The 23,779-nt window shown below is 35.1% G+C and carries 30 protein-coding genes and 1 pseudogene; 1 reads left to right on the top strand and 30 read right to left on the bottom strand.

Annotation, left to right across the window (positions count from 1 at the left end):
- Positions 1-75: 75 nt before the first annotated feature.
- The 23 genes from X953_RS06395 to X953_RS06285 form a co-directional block, all read right to left on the bottom strand.
- The gene (locus tag X953_RS06395; protein ID WP_040954838.1) at positions 76-477 is read right to left on the bottom strand and encodes a GyrI-like domain-containing protein; all 402 of its coding nucleotides are present in this window, start codon (positions 475-477) and stop codon (positions 76-78) included.
- 596 nt (positions 478-1,073) lie between these two features.
- Entirely contained in the window at positions 1,074-1,820 is a 747-nt protein-coding gene (locus X953_RS06390; RefSeq protein WP_229731563.1) for an SDR family NAD(P)-dependent oxidoreductase, read from the bottom strand.
- Between the two features lie 72 nt (positions 1,821-1,892).
- Positions 1,893-2,237 (bottom strand): hypothetical protein, encoded by a 345-nt coding sequence (locus X953_RS06385; protein WP_040954837.1) that lies wholly within the window; start codon positions 2,235-2,237, stop codon positions 1,893-1,895.
- A gap of 111 nt (positions 2,238-2,348) precedes the next feature.
- Complete coding sequence (locus X953_RS19440; protein WP_040954836.1) at positions 2,349-2,789, bottom strand: hypothetical protein; 441 nt, start codon at positions 2,787-2,789, stop codon at positions 2,349-2,351.
- Between the two features lie 95 nt (positions 2,790-2,884).
- On the bottom strand, positions 2,885-3,136 hold the full coding sequence (locus X953_RS06375) for a hypothetical protein (RefSeq protein WP_040954835.1): 252 nt from the start codon (positions 3,134-3,136) through the stop codon (positions 2,885-2,887).
- Between the two features lie 142 nt (positions 3,137-3,278).
- On the bottom strand, positions 3,279-4,415 hold the full coding sequence (locus X953_RS06370; RefSeq protein WP_052350067.1) for a serine hydrolase: 1,137 nt from the start codon (positions 4,413-4,415) through the stop codon (positions 3,279-3,281).
- 271 nt (positions 4,416-4,686) lie between these two features.
- Positions 4,687-5,301 carry a hypothetical protein gene (locus X953_RS06365; RefSeq protein WP_040954834.1) on the bottom strand — a complete coding sequence of 205 codons (615 nt, stop codon included), beginning with the start codon at positions 5,299-5,301 and terminating at the stop codon, positions 4,687-4,689.
- A 244-nt stretch (positions 5,302-5,545) separates the two neighbouring features.
- On the bottom strand, positions 5,546-6,154 hold the full coding sequence (locus X953_RS06360; RefSeq protein WP_040954833.1) for a biotin transporter BioY: 609 nt from the start codon (positions 6,152-6,154) through the stop codon (positions 5,546-5,548).
- Between the two features lie 52 nt (positions 6,155-6,206).
- A complete protein-coding gene (gene bioD / locus X953_RS06355) occupies positions 6,207-6,908 on the bottom strand; it encodes a dethiobiotin synthase (protein WP_019376673.1) in 702 nt (233 codons plus the stop codon).
- A 373-nt stretch (positions 6,909-7,281) separates the two neighbouring features.
- Positions 7,282-8,676, bottom strand: coding sequence for an adenosylmethionine--8-amino-7-oxononanoate transaminase (gene bioA, locus X953_RS06350; protein WP_040954832.1), 1,395 nt, complete (start codon positions 8,674-8,676; stop codon positions 7,282-7,284).
- Between the two features lie 121 nt (positions 8,677-8,797).
- Positions 8,798-9,790, bottom strand: coding sequence for a biotin synthase BioB (gene bioB / locus X953_RS06345; RefSeq protein WP_019376671.1), 993 nt, complete (start codon positions 9,788-9,790; stop codon positions 8,798-8,800).
- A 794-nt stretch (positions 9,791-10,584) separates the two neighbouring features.
- Complete coding sequence (locus X953_RS20495) at positions 10,585-10,665, bottom strand: hypothetical protein (protein WP_369792736.1); 81 nt, start codon at positions 10,663-10,665, stop codon at positions 10,585-10,587.
- A 347-nt stretch (positions 10,666-11,012) separates the two neighbouring features.
- Positions 11,013-12,065, bottom strand: a complete 1,053-nt coding sequence (locus X953_RS06340) for a serine hydrolase (RefSeq protein ID WP_040954831.1) — start codon at positions 12,063-12,065, stop codon at positions 11,013-11,015.
- Positions 12,066-12,117: 52 nt separating this feature from the next.
- Complete coding sequence (locus X953_RS06335; protein WP_232217782.1) at positions 12,118-12,765, bottom strand: 2TM domain-containing protein; 648 nt, start codon at positions 12,763-12,765, stop codon at positions 12,118-12,120.
- Positions 12,762-13,166, bottom strand: coding sequence for a permease prefix domain 1-containing protein (locus tag X953_RS06330; protein ID WP_019376668.1), 405 nt, complete (start codon positions 13,164-13,166; stop codon positions 12,762-12,764). The genes X953_RS06335 and X953_RS06330 overlap by 4 nt, the downstream gene beginning before the upstream one ends.
- Positions 13,163-13,492 (bottom strand): PadR family transcriptional regulator, encoded by a 330-nt coding sequence (locus X953_RS06325; RefSeq protein ID WP_019376667.1) that lies wholly within the window; start codon positions 13,490-13,492, stop codon positions 13,163-13,165. Before X953_RS06325 ends, X953_RS06330 begins: the two co-directional genes overlap by 4 nt.
- 312 nt (positions 13,493-13,804) lie before the next feature.
- Positions 13,805-14,044, bottom strand: coding sequence for a hypothetical protein (locus X953_RS06320; protein ID WP_040954829.1), 240 nt, complete (start codon positions 14,042-14,044; stop codon positions 13,805-13,807).
- A gap of 17 nt (positions 14,045-14,061) precedes the next feature.
- On the bottom strand, positions 14,062-14,277 hold the full coding sequence (locus X953_RS06315) for a hypothetical protein (RefSeq protein ID WP_019376665.1): 216 nt from the start codon (positions 14,275-14,277) through the stop codon (positions 14,062-14,064).
- A 589-nt stretch (positions 14,278-14,866) separates the two neighbouring features.
- Positions 14,867-15,733 (bottom strand): alpha/beta hydrolase, encoded by an 867-nt coding sequence (locus tag X953_RS06305; RefSeq protein WP_040954827.1) that lies wholly within the window; start codon positions 15,731-15,733, stop codon positions 14,867-14,869.
- A 231-nt stretch (positions 15,734-15,964) separates the two neighbouring features.
- Complete coding sequence (locus X953_RS06300; RefSeq protein WP_040954826.1) at positions 15,965-16,744, bottom strand: class I SAM-dependent methyltransferase; 780 nt, start codon at positions 16,742-16,744, stop codon at positions 15,965-15,967.
- An 81-nt stretch (positions 16,745-16,825) separates the two neighbouring features.
- Positions 16,826-17,482, bottom strand: a complete 657-nt coding sequence (locus tag X953_RS06295) for a Type 1 glutamine amidotransferase-like domain-containing protein (RefSeq protein WP_040954825.1) — start codon at positions 17,480-17,482, stop codon at positions 16,826-16,828.
- Between the two features lie 318 nt (positions 17,483-17,800).
- Entirely contained in the window at positions 17,801-18,334 is a 534-nt protein-coding gene (locus tag X953_RS06290; protein ID WP_040954824.1) for a hypothetical protein, read from the bottom strand.
- A gap of 102 nt (positions 18,335-18,436) precedes the next feature.
- The gene (locus X953_RS06285) at positions 18,437-19,141 is read right to left on the bottom strand and encodes a CPBP family intramembrane glutamic endopeptidase (RefSeq protein ID WP_040954823.1); all 705 of its coding nucleotides are present in this window, start codon (positions 19,139-19,141) and stop codon (positions 18,437-18,439) included.
- Positions 19,142-19,229: 88 nt separating this feature from the next.
- Here X953_RS06285 and X953_RS06280 point away from each other — a divergent pair.
- A pseudogene (locus X953_RS06280) lies at positions 19,230-19,970 on the top strand (MerR family transcriptional regulator).
- Positions 19,971-20,066: 96 nt separating this feature from the next.
- Here the strand turns inward: X953_RS06280 and X953_RS06275 are convergent.
- From X953_RS06275 to X953_RS20030, 7 genes are all read right to left on the bottom strand, one after another.
- The gene (locus X953_RS06275; protein WP_040954822.1) at positions 20,067-20,546 is read right to left on the bottom strand and encodes a hypothetical protein; all 480 of its coding nucleotides are present in this window, start codon (positions 20,544-20,546) and stop codon (positions 20,067-20,069) included.
- Positions 20,547-20,741, bottom strand: coding sequence for a helix-turn-helix transcriptional regulator (locus X953_RS06270; RefSeq protein WP_040954821.1), 195 nt, complete (start codon positions 20,739-20,741; stop codon positions 20,547-20,549).
- 195 nt (positions 20,742-20,936) lie between these two features.
- Positions 20,937-21,494, bottom strand: coding sequence for a hypothetical protein (locus X953_RS06265; RefSeq protein WP_040954820.1), 558 nt, complete (start codon positions 21,492-21,494; stop codon positions 20,937-20,939).
- Positions 21,495-21,514: 20 nt separating this feature from the next.
- The gene (locus X953_RS06260; protein WP_084715634.1) at positions 21,515-22,531 is read right to left on the bottom strand and encodes a DUF2268 domain-containing protein; all 1,017 of its coding nucleotides are present in this window, start codon (positions 22,529-22,531) and stop codon (positions 21,515-21,517) included.
- A gap of 33 nt (positions 22,532-22,564) precedes the next feature.
- Complete coding sequence (locus tag X953_RS06255) at positions 22,565-22,873, bottom strand: TIGR04104 family putative zinc finger protein (RefSeq protein ID WP_040954818.1); 309 nt, start codon at positions 22,871-22,873, stop codon at positions 22,565-22,567.
- 156 nt (positions 22,874-23,029) lie between these two features.
- The gene (locus X953_RS19765) at positions 23,030-23,203 is read right to left on the bottom strand and encodes a hypothetical protein (protein ID WP_156958457.1); all 174 of its coding nucleotides are present in this window, start codon (positions 23,201-23,203) and stop codon (positions 23,030-23,032) included.
- Between the two features lie 129 nt (positions 23,204-23,332).
- Positions 23,333-23,476 (bottom strand): hypothetical protein, encoded by a 144-nt coding sequence (locus X953_RS20030; protein ID WP_198023321.1) that lies wholly within the window; start codon positions 23,474-23,476, stop codon positions 23,333-23,335.
- Between the last annotated feature and the right edge of the window lie 303 nt (positions 23,477-23,779).

Here is a 23,779-nt window from a genome sequence, read left to right as displayed (position 1 = left end):
TTTTATTCAATTTTAAAAAAATGACCTAATTCTGGCACAATGCTTTTCCACAACCGCGCCCGATTGGGGAATAAACTATTTCTCCTTAACAGCAATATAAATATCGATACTACCTTCTGGATAATATTTTTCAATATCATAGGTATAGGCTCTTTTTAACTGTCCTTCTTCTTCCTTTTTCCATATCTCATTCCATGTTTTAAAGATGCCTTGCTTATCATCTGTATTAACATTGAACACCTCGTATTTTGCGTCGTCTGGGATAACTATTGAAGATTCATTGTCGCCTTCAATAGCAACACATAACGTATAATCCCCTTTGTAGTCCGACCCATATTCATGGTATAAGCCATATGTATTGCCTTTGTGATTTGACAGTTCAGATGATGCAGCCTTCCACATATCCGTAATCTTTTTCATCACATCTTCGTCATTAAAATTATTAGTCCTGATTTCCTTTATAACTTTTAGCTCCATAAATACCACCCTTAAAATTATTTTTTATATATTCCTTTTAAACAATCTGGCCCAATTAGGGCATAATCGCATCTGAGGTATTATTTTAGTTTGAAACTATTTTCTTCGGTTTATTTTTCACTCTTATTGTTTCATCTGTAAACCAATATATAATCGATATAGGTAAAGCAAAAACATAAACAAAGATTGACCACATTGGCACCACCATAACTTTGTAAACTAAGTAAGCTACTATTAAATGTAATAAAAACGAAATGAGTTTTCTTCGATTCAAATTATTGGTTACCAACTCTATAACGATTGATAATAAAGCCCCAATTGCTGTGGCATAGGGCAATACACTAAGGAAAGTAAAAAATCCAAGCGTTGGAATAGTAAGTGAGTATACGATAATGCATAAAATTGTAGTAAATAACTAGGCTAAAGCTTTTCGAACTAACATGTTCACACCTTCCCCATCTATAACTTAGAAATACTAGGAAAAAGAATGCTAAAAACGGTCTATCTTTATTCAATTCTTGCGCCCGATTGTGTTTTATGTTTACATTAAATTAAAATTTATAGAGCAATGGGCAGGGACAATATAAAACCCTTGTTCAAGGGAGACTCAACTTAGTCATTCTTCCGCCATCCACAGTATATACCTGACCTGTGATAAACCCAGCTTCATCGGCTGCAAGAAATGCCACGAGCGCTGCTACTTCTTCGGGTAAACCTGTTCGGCCTATAGGATGAATGCGTGCGATATCGCGTCGGAAAGCCTCTACATCTGAGTGGTTTTCAATCATATCATTGTTTAATTCCGTGTCGATCCAACCAGGTGCCACTGCATTGCAACGAATGCCTTCATGACCATGGTCTACTGCCACTGAACGGGTCAGTCCATGAAGACCAGCTTTAGACGCACAATAAGCTGCATGCTGTGGGTTGGCAGCTAGCCCCTCTGTCGATCCAGTATTGACTATACTACCTTTCGTTTGGCGCAGGTAAGGCAACGCTGCTCGAATCATCAGGAAAGGAGCTGTCAGATTAACGCTGAGATTACGCTGCCAATCCTCAACGCTCATCTCTTCAATCGATAACTCCTGCATCATGCCGGCATTGTTGATCACTACATCGAGTTGGCCTGTTCGAGCGATGACTTCTTTAACGATTCGCTCTGGTGAATCTGGATCCGAGAAATCTGCCTCAATCCAGTCAAACTCTTCATCCTTGCCGCGCTGTGCGGTAATTACAGTCGCTCCTTCGTCATGCAACCTGCGGGCGATGGCTCGTCCAATCCCAGAACGCCCACCTGTTACTAGTGCCACCTTATTTTCAAAACGCTTTATTTGTTTTGTCATTAATTTACCCCCTTCTTCAATAAAATGGCCCAATTCAGGCACATTGCTTCCTCCGTAACTGCGCCCGATTGTTTAAATCAAACAACTATAAACTGCTATACCTATTACTCCCAATAACATCAATGCAATACTGGTTACAAAACTTACTTTTTTCCTTTTCCTACCTACGATACTTGTAGTAAACCAACTAGTCACTACCATAATTGCACCTATATGCTGAGGCAATTTCAGAGACGAAATGTAACCAGAAGAGAATAATAATAAACCTATAACAACAAACCCAACTCCAAACAGAGCAAAAGGGTTTTTAAACTCATTTTTTAATTCTTGCTGTTCTTTTTTGTCCATTTTACAATTAAAAAGAATTGCTGGTAAAACCCAAATTACAATTAAAAATAAAATCTGCAATGTTCCCATATACTCCCCATCCCACTGTTCGGCTGGCCCGATCGTTTAAAAAAGTCTAGATCGTTCTTCCGTGAACGCGCCCTTTTCTAGAATAAGAAATGTATGTTTTCACTCTTAATCTCATTGTTCAAATGACTGGATTAGGCTTTCCAGCTCACAAATTTCGCCTTTAATAAAACTTCCCAATTTTCTTGTAAAATCATCTATTTGACTTAGGACAGTTACAAGAAAAAAAGTCGCACGAACACTATAAGGGCTTTCAAGTTTATTATCGGCAGTTACCTCAACACCTACATATCCTCGATTCCCATACAAAAAGAATCGCATAGATAGAAAATGACTCATATTTTCTATATCTTCCCCAGTAATCCACAGAAATTCCTTTTGTCTAAAGCTGGCAAAATCCGTTACTCCTTCATTTAACTTTTCTAGTTCTTCATCATCTGTAAATATATTGAGGTTCATGTTGCAACAACCTGTACAGAAATCTAAACTTAGTTCAAAGAAACTATCGTTATCATCAAGCCATATCTTTTGCATTTTCACACTTGGTTGAGACATATTTTATTTATTCCCCTTGTTGATTATTATTTGGGTTGTGCAACAATCTGTCCCAATTCTAGCACAAACTTTATGCGACAACTACGCCCTATTGTTTAAAGATAATAATTATTAAAAAAATTTATAACCAAAAACATAATCCAAGGACTAAGCATGAGCAGAATACTTAAAACTATTAATTTACGGTTTCTCTGTAAAATGGCTATAAATCCAGCAAATAAGCCACAAAGAAACGTAATACCCACAGTGACAATCGCTCCATATTCCTCGAAAAAAAACCACCAATATGAAAGCAAACCAAAGATGATAAAACTCCAAAAGGTTATATAAGGAAGTTTTTCTGCCATTGCTCTCCCTCCCTTATGAAAAGTTATCTACATAACCCAAATGTAACTCAAACCCTTAATCAATTAAAAGACCCTAAAATGGTAAACTTACACGCTTTTTATCCCATTAGCGCGCCCTTATATTGAACAACCTTGAACAAGCTCAACGCTCAAGAAAAGTTTTTAATTTATTGTCCCAGTCAGGACTATCTGTAAGCACGGCTGACTGAAAAACAGAAGAACTATTTGAAAGCTTAACTGTTTCATAGCCATAGATGTCGTTGAAAAAGACCGCCAATTCCGTTTTATTTCCTTGCTTATCTTCTGCATAGAAAGCATATGTGAGAATGTAAGCTGTTGAGCCTCCCTTACCACCTAAACTTTTAAATCGTCTTTGGTTCCTTTTTCCATTCATTGGCCACTCCATAATTGGCTGTAAGTGCTCCCAAATACGCGATGAAAAATACATCCCTTCGTTCATTCTCCGTACAATTGAAACATATTCTGAAGCCGTGGAACAAACAAAGCGTTTGGACACTAATCTATCAAATGCGATATTGTGCCACGCCTTTATGTTTACCTTATTTTTATAATCACCCTTTATATCTTGAATTAGTTTATCGTGAATTCTAATGGACTCTTCAATATACGCTGTTTGTGATATATCCTCGATATATGCCGCTATCTTTTTTGCATCCTTTTTATCATGTATATCAAGCTTCTTTTGATGTGCAATTTCATATGGAATAAAAAGGGCTGATACAAAAGGATAAATTTGCTCGTGAATCGACAACTGCAGCTTTTCAAGATTAGCATTTATTTTGTCGAGTCCAAGCCACATCATCAAGAATTCTGTGTTAGCATTTGAGCTATGAGATATCATTCCTTTTGCAATATCCACCAGTGAGACAGTTCCGTTTTGCAAACGTCCTTGCTCCTCCATTGTTTTCAACCATGCCTCATGAGCGCCGCCATCTGTCCCGGGTATATAAAAACACGCTAGATCATCTGTTTTAATTCTTTCGGCTGGATCAATTTCAGTATGCGCTGCTTGTTGAGCATATTCAATGGCTATAATAATTTTCACTGTGCTTGCCAATGATAACAATCGATTGGATTGAACATTGACTAGACTTTTTCCGTTTTTTATAACAGACAACGAAGCTCTTTCTGGATTTTTAGCAATAAACTTTAAAACATAATCTGCATCAGGTTTTTTCGTCCAATGGCTTAACCAAAAGAATCCCATGACTAACAAAAGAACGACGATACCAATGGAAATGAATATGTATAAAAACAATAGAATCTACCTTTCAGACAATAATAACGTTGTTAAAATTTTATTGATTAAGCCCATAATGAGTACAATTCTTATTCCTGATTTGCGCCCTTTTATGGAATAAGCTTTATGCTCTATTGCTCAGAATAAAATTACTATAAACCCAATTTATAGTGTCGGTTTAAAATCATTGGCATGTTAACGTCATTTAATTTATCGAAATTCTCATTTAGTGAGGACTTTCCAGTCATGGTTTTAACTCGGAGTTTAATACTTGGTAATCCTTTAGAAGCTAATCCTGCACCTTTAATTCAGCATCATTATCTTTCATTATACCATTTCGAATTGCTACATTCCGAATTACCTCAGCTCGTTTGTCTAACATTTTATCAGCAAGATTACATAATCGGTCAAATTCAGCCTCTTCAAGGGGATAATATAGTCGAAATACACCCTTAGAGTTTAGGAATGCATTCTTTTTGGCCGCAAAATCATTATACTCATGAAACTTCAAAGTAAAATACTCAATTTTAGCGTAATCCTCGTCCATCAGGTACTTTGTAGGTACTAGCACAGAAACGAGTGCTTTTAGTCGTTCGAGACCGATTTCTCTTGATAGGTATGTTCGATGATTTCCGCCTGACCCAACTGTGAATTTCCCGTTAGGTAGTCGAACCAAATGTAGTGTCATGCAATGGGTATTTTCCCAGCCCCTTTCCTTAACTGACTTTTTTAAATAGCGCATATCTTCATCACCTTTAATATCTTTTGGGCGCAATGATAGACCAATGATATCTGCCGTATCAACCCACATTGCACCAATATCATATAGTTCGTAAACACCATACTGCTTATAAAGTTGTTCCGACTTCTTCCAGCGTTTCTTAAATAATAAATTCGATATCATAAAAGCCCCCCCTATTCTATAGATAATTATTCAAAATTGAATAACTTCATTCCTACTATCAAAAGAACGGGGGGTTGCCTTTAAGGCATTATTCTATTTTTCAAGGATAACTCTTTGTAGATTGATGCAATCTATATTTCAAAATCGCTCCCTTTTGTTGTATAATTATTTACTAATTAAAATATCAGACTATTACTAATTACTAAGTAAGCATTCTGCTAATACTAATTGATCTTTAAAAAATTTAATCTACATTTTTTGGTATTTGCATGCCAGCCATTTTATGAAAAACGTGAAAGATCCGTGGTGCAATATAGGCAGCGGCCACAATTGTTACCAAGTCTATTGGTAAGTACGCGAGCATAACCAACCATGTCCCAGTATAAGTAAAACTCTCAGAAGCATTTACAAAAAATGTTAATGCAAGATACATATAATTAGTTCCGATTATGTAATTAAATACAAGACCTACTAAAGAAGCAATTATAAAGGTCTTACATGTGGGCCTTTTTTTATATTCAATCACTTTGCCAATAATATAAGCTGTGAAAATAAAAGACAAAATAAACCCAAAAGTTGGACTAAGCAGTGTACCTAATCCTCCTTTAAAACCAGCAAAAACAGGAACCCCTGCAAGCCCAACGAAAACGTACACAATCATTGCTATTGCCCCACGCCGACTACCGAGAAGGACTCCTGATAAAAAACAAAAAAATGTTTGTAATGTAATTGGTACACCACCAACTTGTAAAAATGGAGCCCAGGCTGTTATATTTGCTCCAATACCCATTAATGCTACAAACATCCCTATCAATGTAAGATCTATTGTACGAAAAAGCCTATGTGGCCCCAAAAAATTTCCTCCTTTAACCTCCCTGAAATCATCAAGTCTTTGGTTTCAATATTCATCTTATATTTTCATAAAAATAATGGAGCGGTATTAAATCATGAATTTTTTCAATTAAATACTCATGATTGAACGTTGTTAATTTTGGAAGGACAGCTAACACAGGAATTCCTGTCATCTCTTCAATAAGATCTGGATTGGTTTCTTCTGCTATTCCTTGGTTTCCTTCTTCCAAACCGTTCAGTACGATACCAGCAATTTCAAGTCCCATACTTTTTGCTATTTGAACCGTTAACCAAGTATGATTGACCGTCCCAAGATCAACCCTTGCTATAATCAGAAGCGGAAATCCGATTGCTTTAGCCACATCAGCAGCGAGATAGTTTTTTCCGAATGGAACACCAAGCCCCCCTGCTCCTTCAACGATGAAAAATTCATGTGTTTCTTTAATTGCATTCCAGGAGTCCATGATAGCTTCCAGTGATATAGTTTTACCTTCTCTTTTTGCTGCAATATATGGCGCTAACGGTTCATTAAATTGAAAGGGTGTAATTTGTTCGTATGAATTATTATCACCAGATATTTTTTTAAGTATAGCAGTATCACTCATGGGTTCGTCTCGTTTTTCTCCACTCAACATAGGCTTAAAAACACCAACATTTATCCCTTGTTTTCTTAACGCTCCTGCTATACCCCCACCTACAAAAGTTTTGCCGATACCGGTATCCGTTCCAGTTACAAATAAACCTTTTGTTTTCATTTTATACTCCCCATTTATTACTGATTTTTGGAAAACAATAGTACATATGTAAACGATCATTTTAACTGTGCAAAGTTAACCATTGTCACTTGTGACGCGACGTAAAGCTATAATCGCAACAAGAGAGCACGCCCTCGTTAAAACAATCGCTTCTTTAATTGGCAAATGCGGCTATTGTCTTTTCTAGTTGTTTATATACTTTTAGAGTGCATGTTATTAAACGAGATCCACCATTCTCTGTTCTTTTTTCTCTATAGTCCTTATCGTGCATCTTTTACAACAGAAAATAATTAGTACAAATGGCCCCCGTTCTTCAAATGACGTTCTCGTAACACTCACCTTATACTCTTTTCTCAGGATATGAAAAATATTGTCACCCTCTACTACATCTATTTTCTCTGAGAGATGTCACATGGGAACCCTTGATTTTAGTTACTATTTGGATCGCTTCACGCATGATACTGATCATTTCACGTAGTTCTTGTTGAGAACTAGAGAGTGGTGGCATAAATACAAGTGTATCCCCTACCGGCCTAGTCAGCATTCCCAGTTCACGCATTTTCAGAGAGACCTCATAACCGATTCTTTCCTCAAAAGGAAAAGGTTCTTTAGTTTGTTTATTTAGGACTAATTCAATTCCTACCATAAATCCGATTTGCCTAATATCTCCAACATGATCAAGTTGATAGAATGATTCTAATTCACTTTGCACTATGTTTGCTTTTGTTTGTACATTTTCAACAACATTTTCTTTTTCAAATAAATCAAGGTTTGCAAGAGCCACCGCACATCCTAGTTGATTTCCTGTGTAAGAATGCCCGTGGAACAATGTCTTCATATTCTTATAATCATCGTAAAAAGCTTCATATATTCGTTCAGTTGAGATTGTAGCAGCTATCGGTAAATATCCTCCTGTTATCCCCTTTCCGACTGTCATTATGTCCGGCACGACTTCTTCATGCTCACAAGCAAACATCTTTCCAGTTCGACCAAAACCAGTAGCTACTTCATCAATAATTAATAGAACATCATACTCCACACAAAGTGCTTTGACACCGGATAAGAAACCAGGTGGCATTAAAACCATTCCCCCAGCTCCTTGCATCATTGATTCCATCGTAAGAGCTGCAATTTCATTATGATGCTTTTCCAAAGTCTTCTTTAATTCTAGTAAACATTCTTCCTTACATATTTCTGAGTCACCACTTGGATGCCTATATACATATGGAAACGGAACATGGAAACTATCAAACATCAACGGTTCAAAGATTCGATGAAAAATTTCGACTGCACCAACGCTAACAGCACCGATTGTATCTCCATGATACCCATTCTTCATAGTGATAAATTTATTTTTACCTTCAACTCCTATGTTTTTCCAATACTGATAGGCCATTTTGAGTGCAATCTCAACTGCTTCCGCACCACTATCAGAATAAAAAATACGGTCCATGCCATCTGGTGTTATACGAGATAACCGTTCAGCTAATTCCGTAGCCGGTTGATTAGTCATCCCAAGTAGCGTGGAATGTGAAATTTTCATTAATTGTTCCTGAATAGCTTCATCTAGTTCTTTTTTTCGATGACCATGTACATTTAACCATACAGAGGAAAATCCATCATAGTATGATTTTCCTTCTGTATCTGTCACCCTAACCCCGGTCCCACTTTCAATTATTAAGGGATCTTTATCGTAATCTTTCATTTGTGTAAACGGTAACCAAAGATGTTTTTTACTTTTCTTTATTAATTCATTGTGCTTAGACAATACTATTCCTCCATACACTGTATTTATTAACCAACTGATCTAATCTAAAGCAACTAGCAACTAAATAGAAGTAAGTACTATTGCTTCTTCAGGTTGAAGTAGACGAAAACGAATTCAAGCTTTAAACAGGCATTTCGCTCCCTTCATAGTCAACCTCAAATCCTAAATCCTTTAACATTTGGTGATCCTTCGTCCCTTCTTGTCCAGCAGTTGTTAAATAGTCTCCTATAAAAATAGAGTTTGCTGCATACAAACCAAGTGGCTGTAAACTACGCAAGTTCACTTCACGCCCCCCAGAAATACGGATTTCTTTAGATGGATTAATAAAGCGAAAAAGACTCAATACTTTTAAACAATATAATGGGTTTAATTCATCAGTTCCCTCTAATAACGTTCCTTCCATTGCATGAAGAAAGTTAACAGGGATGGAATCAGCATCTAATTCTTTCAGTGCTATAGCCATATGTATGACGTCTTCTTTTGTTTCTTTCATTCCAACAATGACACCCGAACATGGTGAAATACCAGCATCCTTCGCCTTATTAACTGTTTCAACGCGGTCTTGATAGCTGTGACTGGTTGTAATAGTATCATGATGCTTTTCTGATGTGTTGATATTATGATTATACCGATCAACACCGGCTTCCTTTAGTTGGTCTGCTTGTCCAGGTTTAAGAATTCCTAAGCAAGCACATATTTTTAAATCATATTTTTCTTTTATTTCTTTGACGGCACTGGTGACTTGATTTAATTCACGGGTGGTTGGTCCACGTCCGCTAGCAACGATGCAATAAGTACCTGAATTTAGTTGGTGTGCTCTTTCTGCCCCACTTACAATTGTTTCTTTTTCCATCATCCGGTATTTTTCAATTGGATTAGTAGAGTCCCTTGACTGTGCGCAATACCCACAATTCTCTGGACAGGCTCCAGACTTTGTATTAATAATCATATTTAATTTAACTTTATTTCCAAAATACTGTTTTCGAATTAGGTAGGCACTATTAAGCAACTCAAGAATTTCCCCGTCTGGACATTCTAAAATTTCCATAGCTTCTTCCTCTGTAATCTCATAACCTTTTATGACGTCGTTTGCTAATGCTTTAAAATTCAACATTTAAATCCTCCTTGTTTTAGGCACTCACCTACTAAAAAGAGGGCTAACGTATTAAAATTCCCCCCTGATAGCAGTAATGCCATAAATAGCTTCCAGTTGATAGATTTAAAGATGCCTGCTTACATATTTTTCACATAGTTAGATTCTTCACTTTTATCGTCAACCCCTAATGTATCCGGTTAACAATTAATAGGATAGCAGATTATAAAATAAAATAGCAAGTTTTTTTATTTTATAAATATGAATTTATATGTTTCATAAATTTTTCTTATTAATTTTCAATTGCTGTAAAGGATTGACATGTTATCTAAAAATTCACTGTCATCCTGAATTGTTTAATACCTATCTGTTTTCTTATCAGACAGGCGTAGCATTCACTGCCTTGTCTATAAATATATCTATACCATTTACAACGTATGATTCAGTTATTTACTTTACAAATATAAAAAACTGCACCCTATAAAAAGTGCAGTCTTATTAGCGCTATATCAATTAGATGGTTCTTATTTTTAAAGTAGGTCAGAGTATCTTTCCTCCAGAATAGCGTCCTTTAACGGAACAAACTTGTCAAACAAAATATTAAACTGTTGCCTCTTTGTGTTTGTTTTTTCATTTCCAAATATCGACTCAAAAAAAGTTAATATCATTGAAATAACCAACTTTGCTCAAAGTGAAAGATTAATACCACTCATAAATGCACCACTATAAAAATAACACCCCAGTTTGTCACAAAACCAAAAAGAAATCGGATAACAAATGCTGGTATCTTACCTCGTATTTTTTCAACAGATAAATCAGCCATAGCACCCTAAAACTAAATCAACTGGTAATCCCAGGATAAAGATACTTATTACAAAAATAATTAATGACCAGATTGATTGATACTGAACACCAAGGATTTCAAAAATTCCCGCTACACCAAGAATTAAATACCTATTAAAATTCCCATTATAAATACAGCGAATAGTGTCGTTCCGACCGGAACCCCACTTATTTAATTTAGAATTATTCCATTAAACTGCCAAATACCTATAAAAGAAGCATTACCGTTGTTGGGGTAATGCACCAGTTACTTCAATAATAGATATTATAAATACTGGAGAAAACTATACAATTTAATATTTGCTCAATTCATTTATAAAAACACAGTGCCTTAAAAAAGCATCAATCTATTCATAAAGTAAGAACTACAATTAGTTTATTTCTCTTCTAAAAATCATCATTATTCTAGTACTTTAAAACTATCATACAATTCGGCAGCAATTGAAGTTGCTCCAGCTGGCATTTGATTAATCATGACAGTCATATAAATATCGTCATCTGGGTAGTGAAGCATGACTGTTTCATAGCCCGAAATACCACCAGGATGTCCGATTGCTGTTTTTTGTTGATCTTTAAATTGATAAAGGCCCAACCCATAACTTTGCCCATTATCGCCTGTCTCTTTAAATGTCATCATCTCTTCTAATGATTCTTCAGAGATGATTTTATTGTTAAAGAGTCCAATCATAAATCTATTTAAATCGGCAGGTGTAGAAACAAGGGCACCTGCTGTCCATGCAAGGGAAATATTTAAATCTTTATATTCATAGACAATTTGATCCGATGGCTGGAAATCTTGTGTAAATTTGGAATGTCCGTTGGCATAAGAAGTATTAATATAAAATGTCTTAGGAAAATATGTCTGTTTCATCAATAAAGGTTCTAAAATTCTTTTATTTATAATTTCTGATATTGTTGCACCTGTTATTTTTTCAATAATTAGCCCTAATAATATGTAATTTGTGTTGCTGTAATAAAAACCTTCACCAGGTGCAAAGCGACCAGCAGCCAGCAATGCTTCTTTAACTAAAAAATCGGGGGAAAATTGTATTTCCGGTGCCGTATCAAATTTGGATATCATTGGTTGCCCCTCATTTTCAACCCAAAGGTAATCCTCCAATCCGCTCGTATGATTAAGTAAATGTTTTATAGTTAGTGTAGATTCTTGTTGCAGCACACCATCCAGAATGGCATTAATCGTTTGATTTATTGATAGTTTTCCCTCTTCTTTTAATTGCATGATAATAACTGCAATCAAGGTTTTCGTGATGCTTCCAGCTCGAAACTGGTCATCAACCTGTAACGGTTCACCTGTTTCCACACTTCGGACTCCGTACACATTTTTCCACTCAGCACGGTTTGCATCTGTCAAACATACTGATATTCCCGGAATATTGTATTTTCCACAAATATTTTTTAACCCTAAATCAATGTCTCTTATTTTTTTCTGCACCAAAATCCCTCCCTACCTAAATATGTTTAATTTGTCTTTTGAATCCCTTAATTCATAATTCAAGTTTTCTTTTATAAACGAAATAATACATACTCAATGGCCACCAAAGCACAACAAAAATTGGATAAACTGCCCAAATTACATGCGGTGAAGAAATAACATTTACACTAATAAAAAATATACTAATTAATAAACTTGCGTATATTGAGAATTTAAAATATGACTTTCTCTTTACATGATATAATGTAAGCGGCCACCATAACACAGCAAACGCCGGAAACATCACCCATGGATATCCAGGTGATAAAAGCACATTTAAAATCAAATAATATAAGATAATAATCGCACTACCTATAACTGCGACTGTCATTTTTTTTGATTGATTACCTAGATACACCAAAGTTGGCCACGCTATTAATGGAGCCACTGAAAATAAAAACCACGGATATTCAGGTGTACTCCTATAGTTCTCCACGATAAGAAACAATATAAGCAATAGGCTGGTTAATATGGAAAATAAAGTGTAATTCTTTTTTTGCCGACAGTATATGCCAATTGAGCCAAGTAATAATGCTAATGCAGGATAAATAAACCAAATAGGGTGAGAACCTGTTATAAAGTTTACTACTATTAAAAATATAATAGTCAGTATACTACCTGTTACTACAAAACCAAGCTCTAATTTTCTCAAGTAACTCACCCCTTTTTCGCTTTCTTCCAGCTGAAATACATAGTTAAAGGCCACCATAAAACAGCAAATGTGGGATACACGAACCATATCACATTAGGTGTATAATAGAGATTAATAAATATAAACAATGAAATGATTAGAAAACTTCCCCAAATAGAATAACCTAAATTTAGTTTTCTTAAGTTGTTTTTAGCTGGTAGTTTTACATCAAGCTCTTTTTTTAAATCTTCAATATCACCAAACTCAACGATAGTTTTATTTATGGCGTCATCCTCTGCTTTGCCTTGCTCCATTAAATCCAAAACTTTTTCTTCAAGATTTTGCATGACTTCTTGCATGATTGTAGCCTTTTTCCCACTGTCTGGAATTTCTTTAAATAACTCATCAACATGTTTTCTTAATTGATTCAATTTAATCCCTCCATAAATAAATCAATAATTTCCTTCGTGACCTTCCATTCTTCTGCAGTTTCTTTTAAATATGCTTTTCCAAGCGTTGTTATTCTGTAATACTTTCTTTTTCCCCCTTTTGAAACACTACCATAGTAAGATTCAATTAGATCCTTCTTCTCAAGTCTCTGAAACACGGCATACAGTGTTGCTTCCTTTATTTGAAATTTATTATCAGTACGCAAACTAATCTCTTTTGATATTTCATACCCGTATCTATCCTTTTCCAAGACCAAGCAAAGAATAATCGAATCCAAATGACCACGAATTATATCACTTCTTATCAAATAAACACTTCCTTGTACGTAAACTACTCTACCTAACAGAGTAATAATAACCAAAATTACCCTATCTGTCAAAGTAATTATCGATTTAAACAGAAATTTTAGGATTGGAATTTATAAAAAAATAACCCCTCAGAGTAATTCTGAAGGGAATTAACTTTATATACTCATTGATATTATTCATCGTAATCTTTATTATAAATAGAAATTATTTATGGAATGTTAACGGTAAACATTAACATCATAAAAGCAGCATTTATAATAACTAGTACTATAAAGAAAACTTACTCTGCAATCTGGCCCGATTCTCGAACACTACTGTTCACAATCGCATTCATATTCTTTAAATTTATACTGTTTGTATAGCGTAATATCTTTAAAATCATCTTTAAATGATTCATAAACTTTAATTAGAGGAGCAACATCTTTTTTAGCAAATTCCTTCACTTGCTTATCCATTTCAGTAGAAGAATCTAAAATATATTCATTCATATCCTCATATAAATCATTATGTTCACAAACATCATACGTAATCGCAATATAACGTTTTGGCATAAAAAAAACACGTCCCTTTAAGAGTTTGTAGTAAATTTCAGATGTTTATCTCCTAAGATAACAATGTTTATATTCCAACGTGGATGCATAACTAAATTGTTGTTTTCATCAAATTCCAAAGCCATATGAATTTCATCATCTTCAACTGTAAGAATTGCCATTCTTTTATTTTCAGTATCTATATACGGCTTTAAATCATCTGGCATTTCAATTTTCCAATCATAAAAACACACTATTTCACACCCCCTAAGATTTATGACTCTGTTAAATAATCTGGCCCTATTTAGGCACAATGCTTCTTCCACAACTACGCCCGTTAATTGAATTATCTTCTTTTCCTCTTTCCAATCCCTAATTACAATAAATTCTTATTTTTGTTATATGATCGCTTTAAGGAAATAAGGCTGATAAAGAACCAAATTATACTAGCACTTAGTGTTAATAATATAAGCCTTAACCATTTATCAGGTCCCTCCAATAATAAGTACACTGATATGAGAATCACAAAAAAACCAATTACTCTTATGACTAGAATTTTTAATACTTTTTTATATGCCTTATCTGTTGTAACTTCAGTGTATTCTATTCCAGAAGCTACATATCTTCCTGTGATATATAGAAGGAAAATTACTATGGATATTAATAGGGCGTTAACGACTGATATATCAAAATAATTACTGTATATAATCAATCCAACCAGGAAGAGTAGGAGAATTATCGCACTTTCACCAAAAAAATATAGCATCATTTTCTCTCTATATTCATCATCAGGCAAAAAAAACGACAACCAAGATTTCATTATTATTCAATCCCTTCAAAAACCTAATCAAGCGCATTATCGATAAATGCTTCCACACGTTCATAAAACTCTTTTGTTACAGTTTCGAAGATCTCTAAATGGCCAACCTTGGGTACTAGCCATAATTTTTTATCACCACCGGCAGCATCATAAATACGTTTCCCCATTTCTGGCGGAACGCTGTCATCAGCTTTACCATGGATTATAAATAATGGTCGCGTATTTTGTTTTACTTGATCAATAGCACCTGTTTCCTCAAGTCTAAAGCCCGACTCCATTTTTGATAGTAGATTTGTTTCGCCAAGGTGGGTCAATTGCTCTTTTACCGATGTATATCCACTAACTGCAACAATACCTTTCACTTCCGGTGGCAGATTTTCACCGCTTGCTCCAAGCGCAACTGCCGCCCCCATGGATCGCCCATGTAAAATGATATTTTCCGCCCCGTAATCATTAATCATCTTATGAACCCAGCTCACCATATCTGCAACAAGATGATCATGCCAACCATACTCTATTCCATTTCCTTCACTGTTTCCGTTACCACGGGAATCGGGCATAAGAATATCGAATCCCTGGTCATAGTAAAATTTAGCTTGAAGTTCCATGCTTTTTTTTGTACCATCGAATCCGTGTGCAAGGATAGCTACATTATGTGTATCTGCTTCATTCTTAATAAACGATGCTTTTAAATTTAATCCATCAAAGGATGTAAGGTTTAGTATATCGGGATCCAAATTTTCGGACCATTCCTTTGCTTTGCTAAGTAATTGACCATTGGTGCTTGTTCCGGCAGAACTGGTCTCTGTATCTTGAAAAAAATAAATCCCAGCACCAATTAGAAGCACCCCTATAACACCTACTGAAATCAACAATAATCTCTTTTTCATCCCTCTCCCACCTCCCCTCCCGTGTCCTAATTAAGGTTGTTAGATATCCATCCTCATTTTTTTCTCCATTGCAACGTTAATTATTTATTTTCTTATGCGGATGGCAAAGCTATATGTTTCACAATCTGATCCAATCCTTGAACGGTATTATACTTAAAAGGTTGTTCATCAACATGCGGGAAAACGCATTCATTGCACCCCAAGATATCCTAGTAGTCTCCTTCCCATGTATTAAAAATTTAATTTTATTGCCTTTGTAGCAATGAAGGTCCTTATGTAATTGTCTATCATTCTTGTACCACCAAAATCATCTTCAAAAAAACCAGCAATAACAAATCCAGCCTCAATCTGTCCTTGTATTTGATCTTCCAACGTATGCGCATACTCTATGGTGTTATTTGATTTAATATAGTCTTGTATTTCATCCTTTGGCAAATAATCTAATGTCGAAGAAGGTATGGAGTGTTTCACATCAAGGATCCCTTTTCTTTCTTGGTTATCATCAAAAATCCATAGCAAAGGATTCGTAAACCCAGCAATTAAAATACCTTTATTTTTTAAAACCCTTGATACTTCCTTCCACACAGGTTTTACATCCTTAACAAACAAGTTTGAAACTGGATTAACAACAATATCAAAATACTCATCCTCAAAACCACTTAGGTCCGACATATCGCCCTGGACCGTTCTTAAGCTTAGCCCATCTCGTCTAGCTACCATTTCATCTTTCTCTAATTGCTTTTTAGAAATATCAGTAACTGTTACATTTGCTCCAGCAGCAGCTAAAACTGGCGCTTGCTGTCCACCACCAGATGCCAAACATAATACTTTTAATCCTTCTAGGACTTCAGGGAACCAATCTCTCGGAACTGATTTTTCTGTTGTAACGGAGATTTCCCATTGACCAGCTTTGCTCCTTTTAATCGTTTCACTGCTCACTTGTTGCGTATATCTAGACCCCTCATCTACCTTTTTATCCCAGGCATCACTATTATGTTTTGTTACATCCATTATCTTGCTCCCCCTAGTATAGAAATTAACCTGTTGTTTTAGCGTTTCTTTTTATCAAGCCCCATAAAATTATTAAAATAACTAAAGCGTTTCCTTTAATTTTTGTACCTTGGAGTGGGAAATTAGATATACATTGCCAAGGACGTCAGTTTTGTCACCCTTTATACGTATAGCGCAATTCTTGTTCGAAGCATATATATCCATTTCTTCCGATAAAGCAGACAGCTCGGTCTGAACCAGCGTAAAGTTATTTTCAAGATCAAAATGAGACAAAACTGAAAAATCTCCAAGGCCGATTCCATCTAAAACTGCGCTTGTTTCAACGTTAAACCCAAATCTTTTTGAGCATAACCATTTAGCAGACATGTTAATCGCACCAGCACTTGCACCCATCACAATTGCACTGCTACTTTTTATTCCATTCGACAGTTCATACTCCTTTAAAAAGTAATTTTGTTTAAGGGCATCTCCACCCAGCAAGAAAATGACTGAAGCATGTTGAACTAACGTGTGAGCATCTTCTTTCTTTACGCGATAATTAATTAAATGATATTCATCAAACATAATGCCAGCTTGGTCAAGCCAAGCGCGTTCAGTAGAACCATCATATTCATAAGAAAGTGGATTTGAGCTAATCATAACAAGCGATTTTCGATCAGTTATATCCTCCTGTAACAACCTGACCAAATTTTCTGGAAAATAATCGTTAAACCAACCTAAGTAATAGTGAATTCTCATAAGTACCCCCGTACCAAAGTATAATTGTTTTCTTAATTATTCATTCTGTTATATTGTATCTTATTAGCACGTATTCTGAACAATTAAAAATTAAAATTAATAATAATTTTTATATAAATTATCCTAACCTTTATTGTAAACGAAAAAAAATTACCATTTTCAACTTTCCTTGCCCGATTATGGTATTAGAGAACCTTTACTGAAGATTTCCATGAATTATTATCTCCATTTATAAACTCGCATTTCATTCATATACGCCGTTTGTTGAAACCTATCTTTCTGTAAACTGAAGGCAAATAAAAGAATTAACCTTCTCCTCTAAGCTTTTTTCGGCCATATACAATTACTGATAGCAACTAGAAAATCGATACCTAATACAAGCGTCCATATTTTTAGAAATCCAGCCAATACTTCCGTTCGAGAGGGATCATTAATGAGGTAAATTAGACCGAATAATATTCCACCACCTATTAGATATGCGAGTACATGTTGTCCCCAGCTTTTAAAGTAATGTTTTGCATATTCGAGACCGTGTCTTTTAACAGGCTTTGTTCCCTGTTTCATCACATAATACTGAAATCGTATATCAGCCCAAGAGATCATACTCTTACCAAATGCAATAGAAACTCCAATATAAATAGCGGCAATACCGTGAACTTTAGTTGCGGTGGCACCACGATATAAGTCAACACTCGTAGCAATCAGTAATAGTAAATCAATAACTGGGGTAAAGGCCAATAGGAAAAGACCAAGTCTCTTTAATTTAAAAATATAACGTGTAATAAACCCTGCCAAAATTAAAACCCAAAATCCAATTTCACTTATAACAATCATCCAAGCAATAAAATCCAAATTGTCACTTCCTTATCCTTTTCTAAGCCTACATGGCATTTATTTATAATGTAAGAGTTCGTCATGCACTGTTAGAGTTTACGCTATTTTTAAGCAATGGCTTCATGCTAAACCTGTCAATAGAACCATAATCCCATTCGTTAAACCATGAATAATAACTGATGGCCATATTGAGTCTGTTCGTTCATACGCCAATGCAAAGATAATTCCACTAAAGAAGTTTACAGGCATCGCATTATATGTGGGTATATGAATAACTGTAAATATTAGTGAACTAAGCAAAATTGCTCCATTCAACCCTATGCGTGTTCGTAGCCAACGATATAAAAACCCGCGATAAAAAATTTCTTCATATAAGGGTGAGATGACTGCAGCAGAAATAAAAGCAATTAGCAACGAAAAGAAAGTTACGTTTTGCTGCATTGCTTCCGTTTTACTGTTCTCATAAGTATTACCTATCAAACTCGTAAGAACTACAATTAACACAGCACCAACCATTAAAATTACAGAATATATTATAATGATTTTCCAGTCCTTTTTGGCGAATGGTTTGATTCCTACTTCACTCCATGAGAGTTTTTTTGGACGGATGGCAATAAAATAAACGCCTAGAACCAGAATTACCGCCATGGTTAACCCTAGGAAAGTTCCAGCATATAAATCATTCTCAAACCAGCTTAAATAAATTGGGTGAACAATGAATTTAATACCACCAATTACAAATACAAATTCCAGCAACATTAAAATTATAAATTCTTTCAAACCCCATTGGTCTTTCTCTTTCCAGTTCATTTGATTACTTTCCATTCGTTACCCCTCTTCCCCTATGGTATAATCCAACTATAATAGGTTACGTAACGTTACCAGCAAGTTTTTATTTTGAGGAGGGAAGGAAATGGAGCGATGGACCACTGGGGAGTTATCTAAACAGCGAAATATATCTGTCCGTACACTCCGATATTATGATCAGATTAAACTCCTTACACCTAGTTTTAAAGATGCTAACGGAAAGCGATATTATTCTGAAGATGACTTATTTCAATTAGAAAAGATATTGATTCTTAAATCCCTTTCCCTTCCATTAGAAGATATTCGCGGGATGTTGGATAAGCTTTCCTATAAACAAATCCTAATCTCTCACTACAATTACTTACAAGAACAACTATCAGAAATACAAACAAGTATTTCCAATACAACCACATTAATCAACTTAATAGATTTAGAAGAATCTTTGTCTTGGGAACGTGTTTCCGAGCTTGTACAAAATTCATGAAAGAACCATAAAAAATGGCTCAATTATTTTCAGGAGCATGAACAAGTCATTTTACAAAACACCCTACCGAATCTGAGTAATAATGATAAAACGACACATCAATATATATCCCTGTTGCGACAAATAGAATGGTGTATAAAACACAATATTAAACCGGAATCAGAAGAAGGCGTCCAAATTGCTTTAAAGTTAATAGAAGTCTCAAATAATTCCTTTGCAGGGGATACAGCGTTAGCAGATAAGTTCTGGGAGGTTAGAAAGCTACCTGCTGAGGAAACAGGACTATTTCCAATAGAGGAAGATGTACTTGAGTTTGTGGAACGTTGTATTGCTTATGCATCAAACGAAGATCAGGACTATTAGTGGTGCTTCACACGGCAGTTCTTTTCGCCTGTCCTATAAAAATAGAGAAATGGATGGGTATATACCATCCATTTCTCTATTTTTATGCTTGATGACCTAATCCTCTAAATCAGTATTTTTCTTGGCAGAACGCTTTAGGGAAATTAAATCGAAAAGGAAATATAAAAGCGTGAAAACTATCGGAAGAGCAATCAGATCGATTCCCTCACCATAGTTGCTCGGAATCCCTTTAACGATGAGGAGAAGGATAAAAAATATAACTCCAACTGATAAAGCATGCTTGATAGCAACACGCCGTTCCTTTTTATAGCTTTGGCTATTCGATACTTCTGTATGTTCTATTCCTGAGAAGATGTATCGAAAATATGTATATCCCGCCATAAACATTGGAACCAACATGAGAATAAAAGTTACTTCAGTTGCTCCAAAATTCCACTCTAACCAGTAATTGTTTAAAGCAGATCCCAACGTCAATAGTGCACCAATTAGAAATGCTGCTTCAGCCATAAAATACAAAACCCGTAAACGTTTATATTCATCTTCTGGTAAAAAAACATTTAAAAATGAATGTATCATTTAATCACCTTCCCAAAATAAATCATCTAATGTTTTATTTAATGCTTTGGCTATTGCAATACACAAATTCAAACTGGGGTTGTATTCTCTTTTTTCAATTAATCCAATTGTTTGCCTTGTCGCATTTACTTGCTTTGCAAGTTGTGCCTGGGTTAGGCCTGCTTCTACTCTAGCCAGTTTCATTTTACTTACCATATACTCACCTACACAATGGAATATATATCTAACATATTGTTATATTAATCTTACATTTAAACTTGCTAAAATACAAGATAAATATTACATGAAATATAAAAAAGCCAACTTCTTATAAAAGAAATCGGCTTCTGCTTACCTACATTTTCCCTATACGATATTGGCTTACGGAAGTGCACCCAACCGTTAGAAAGATCACTGGATTAACACTTCTATTTCATCTTTATTTTCTTTCACCAACTCCTCCAGTAAAGCATCACCTTTTTCATTTAATTCCTCCATTGCTGTTTCATCCTCAACGTTTTCAATTCCTGTCTTTTCTTCTAAATAAGTAACCATATAGGCATTTTGTTCATTGATTATCTTGGCATATTGTTTTTGAAATTCTTCAGGCTTCATATTTAGCTTTTTTGCTTGTGACTCAGCAAACTTACGAATTTGCTTTCCGCCTTGATCTTCTGTGTTTTCAGGTGGAAGTTGACCAAACCAGTCATCGTCCTCACCAACACTTAACTTGTCAGAAATATCAACGTTCATTTCCTCTATTTCTTGCTTTACCAATTCAACTTTTATAGCCCAATCCAGATAATCTAGTGCTTTATCGTCAGGGTATAAAAAACGCAGCTCACCCACTGTAATCTCCTGTTCTTTTATAATGGCTGCTACTTCATTATCATCATATTTTGACATACTGCTACACCCTGCCAGAAGAATAAGACATATCAAAATAGAAAACTGTATAGTCTTTTTCAAAAAAATGCCCCCTCTATCAATCAATGCTTTTCTGCATACTTACTTTTCTCAAGAATTTCAGCTGCTGGCATATTGGTCCAGTCTTCAATCGAAACATTCGGTTTTTTCTCGATAAAGCTCTCCATTATTTTGTTCCCCATTTTATAATTCGCCCATTCAGGTATCCCTTTACTTGGCTCCCCAAGGAAAAATTCGTCTTGAGTGGAAGGCATAGTGGAGGTCATATTTTCCTTAAGCACTTTCCATGTTTGACTTTCATTTTTCTCCGAAGAAAAATTACTCCATGGCATATGAATATCTGGATATATTATTTTTGCAAACGTGTCTGCCTTCCCTTCAATCAGGATGGATTCTAATAAGGTATAACCCAATTCATTATTCTCAAAAAAGACGGTATGATGATACTCGTGTGCAACTGCCTGTTTTAAACTCCTTTCTTCAAAGTAAGGAGGAGCGATTTGAATGGCAAAAAAGTTCTCATTCCATGCCGAAGCTGCTACCCCCTCCATTCTTTTCATACCATCGTTGTCATCCGGATTTGCAGGGAATACATATACATATTTATCCGCCCCTGGCTGGAGCTTATCCGCTGACTTTTTTAAGGAATCAATAATTATTTCATGGACAGTATCTTGGTTTTCAATTAATGATTGCAGGTATTGTGCTAAAAGATCCGGTTGTGTAGGTGTACCGAAACCCCACCCTTTTGACAGGCGCACCCCCTTCTCCTCTGCTATTGGATTAATAATTGTTTCTATATATAACCCATTTAAATTGTACGGTTGCTTCTCTGCCTTTTCGATATACTCTAGAAAGTTCTTGTAATAATAAACAACTTCAAATTGTTGATCCTTGTATGTAAATGAAAAGGAGCTTGGAACTTCTTGTTTTGTTGTATCTTCTTCCTTGGTTGCACTATCGTCTGTTTCTTCTAAAGCTTTTTCATGTGGAGAGCTTGTTTTGTCCGAATCATGACTACAAGCAGTAAGCGCTACCAAAAATATAAATAAAAGAACTACGAGTAACTTGTTCATCATTTACCCCCCCATACTATCTGTTATTAGCCATCTTCACTTCTCAAAGAAATTAATATATTTCTCTTCACTGCTTAGCTCAACTAAAAACGGGAATAGCGACATAGCTAAAAGGAAGAAAATAAATAGCATTATCAAAACATAGATGCCTGGTTCGTAGAAGATGTTGATTAGCAAAGGTGATAGAATGATAGGAGTTAATAACGCACATTTTGTTCTTGACCTTTGGGTTTGGTATTGCTTTTTTCCACAGTAAGGGCAGATCATTGCGGGGTCTAAGGTAGTAGTTTTTTTGATCGTTTGTTTCCAACTCCATTTGTTTTTGCAGTTCTGACAAGCAGGCATTTTTACTCCCCCCTTCCTTGCATATTAATTTTTCGGGTGGATAAGAAGGTTGACACACTGGCAACTGTGATTTTATGTATATTGTTAGTTCTCATTTTTAATCTGGCTCTTGAGACTAAACGGCACTTACTAATTCGCTGTAAGTGCCTGGTTGATTTAAACTATTTTACGGAATATAATGAGATATGAAAGATACAGGTAGAACACAAATACGACTGCTGAAACAATTATCGGGTTTGTGGTTAGTGGAACAATCATTGTAATATCAACTACAAACAAAGTGATAAAACCCAATATTGCTAATGTGCCATAAAAATATTTTTGTAACATACTACCACCCCTTCATTAAATTAATGTGTTAATTTTATTCTATGCTAATTTCGTCAATTATCTCACAAGACTGGCCCAATACCAACATATCATTGGTAGATAACGCGGTCGTTTCTATAATTATATATGTTAAAAGTGCTTATAGGTACCTTCCAACTTTTTCTTATACCGTTCTAGTCTTTTAATTTTCTTTAAAGTGATTAAAGAACAAATAGTAACGATTATAAGTAGCAGCTCATGCTCTTCCCCTCTGTTATCGATAATTCCCTTCAAGAAATCACTCCCTAAAACATCCTCAGAATTTATTCTCTCGACTCATTTTATCTCTATATTACTCCTAATTGTTTACAGATTCATATTCTCAATACCTAAGATAAAGGGTAATATCATAAAGATAATACCTATAATAGCGATAAATGTTCCAAAGAACTTGGCTGACCTTTTATCTTCTGCTGTTATACCTAACTTTGAAAAATAATCAAGTAAACCAGATGCCTTTTAGAAAAAACTAAATATCCAAAATATATAAAGACCAATCCAATTAACCAAACAAAAAATACTTGAATTGGCATGAAC

Source organism: Virgibacillus sp. SK37, assembly GCF_000725285.1.
Taxonomy (GTDB): Bacteria; Bacillota; Bacilli; order Bacillales; family Amphibacillaceae; genus Virgibacillus_Q.
This window is presented reverse-complemented; position numbering and strand designations above follow the sequence as displayed.

What these genes read in the sequence shown, in the direction of transcription:
- X953_RS06395 (WP_040954838.1), bottom strand. Translation starts at nt 477, where the DNA reads ATGGAGCTAAAAGTTATAAAGGAAATCAGGACTAATAATTTTAATGAC.
- X953_RS06390 (WP_229731563.1), bottom strand. Translation starts at nt 1,820, where the DNA reads ATGACAAAACAAATAAAGCGTTTTGAAAATAAGGTGGCACTAGTAACA.
- X953_RS06385 (WP_040954837.1), bottom strand. Translation starts at nt 2,237, where the DNA reads ATGGGAACATTGCAGATTTTATTTTTAATTGTAATTTGGGTTTTACCA.
- X953_RS19440 (WP_040954836.1), bottom strand. Translation starts at nt 2,789, where the DNA reads ATGTCTCAACCAAGTGTGAAAATGCAAAAGATATGGCTTGATGATAAC.
- X953_RS06375 (WP_040954835.1), bottom strand. Translation starts at nt 3,136, where the DNA reads ATGGCAGAAAAACTTCCTTATATAACCTTTTGGAGTTTTATCATCTTT.
- X953_RS06365 (WP_040954834.1), bottom strand. Translation starts at nt 5,301, where the DNA reads ATGATATCGAATTTATTATTTAAGAAACGCTGGAAGAAGTCGGAACAA.
- bioD (WP_019376673.1), bottom strand. Translation starts at nt 6,908, where the DNA reads ATGAAAACAAAAGGTTTATTTGTAACTGGAACGGATACCGGTATCGGC.
- bioB (WP_019376671.1), bottom strand. Translation starts at nt 9,790, where the DNA reads ATGTTGAATTTTAAAGCATTAGCAAACGACGTCATAAAAGGTTATGAG.
- X953_RS06320 (WP_040954829.1), bottom strand. Translation starts at nt 14,044, where the DNA reads ATGCCAAAACGTTATATTGCGATTACGTATGATGTTTGTGAACATAAT.
- X953_RS06305 (WP_040954827.1), bottom strand. Translation starts at nt 15,733, where the DNA reads ATGAAAAAGAGATTATTGTTGATTTCAGTAGGTGTTATAGGGGTGCTT.
- X953_RS06300 (WP_040954826.1), bottom strand. Translation starts at nt 16,744, where the DNA reads ATGGATGTAACAAAACATAATAGTGATGCCTGGGATAAAAAGGTAGAT.
- X953_RS06295 (WP_040954825.1), bottom strand. Translation starts at nt 17,482, where the DNA reads ATGAGAATTCACTATTACTTAGGTTGGTTTAACGATTATTTTCCAGAA.
- X953_RS06285 (WP_040954823.1), bottom strand. Translation starts at nt 19,141, where the DNA reads ATGGAAAGTAATCAAATGAACTGGAAAGAGAAAGACCAATGGGGTTTG.
- X953_RS06275 (WP_040954822.1), bottom strand. Translation starts at nt 20,546, where the DNA reads ATGATACATTCATTTTTAAATGTTTTTTTACCAGAAGATGAATATAAA.
- X953_RS06270 (WP_040954821.1), bottom strand. Translation starts at nt 20,741, where the DNA reads ATGGTAAGTAAAATGAAACTGGCTAGAGTAGAAGCAGGCCTAACCCAG.
- X953_RS06260 (WP_084715634.1), bottom strand. Translation starts at nt 22,531, where the DNA reads ATGATGAACAAGTTACTCGTAGTTCTTTTATTTATATTTTTGGTAGCG.
- X953_RS06255 (WP_040954818.1), bottom strand. Translation starts at nt 22,873, where the DNA reads ATGCCTGCTTGTCAGAACTGCAAAAACAAATGGAGTTGGAAACAAACG.
- X953_RS19765 (WP_156958457.1), bottom strand. Translation starts at nt 23,203, where the DNA reads ATGTTACAAAAATATTTTTATGGCACATTAGCAATATTGGGTTTTATC.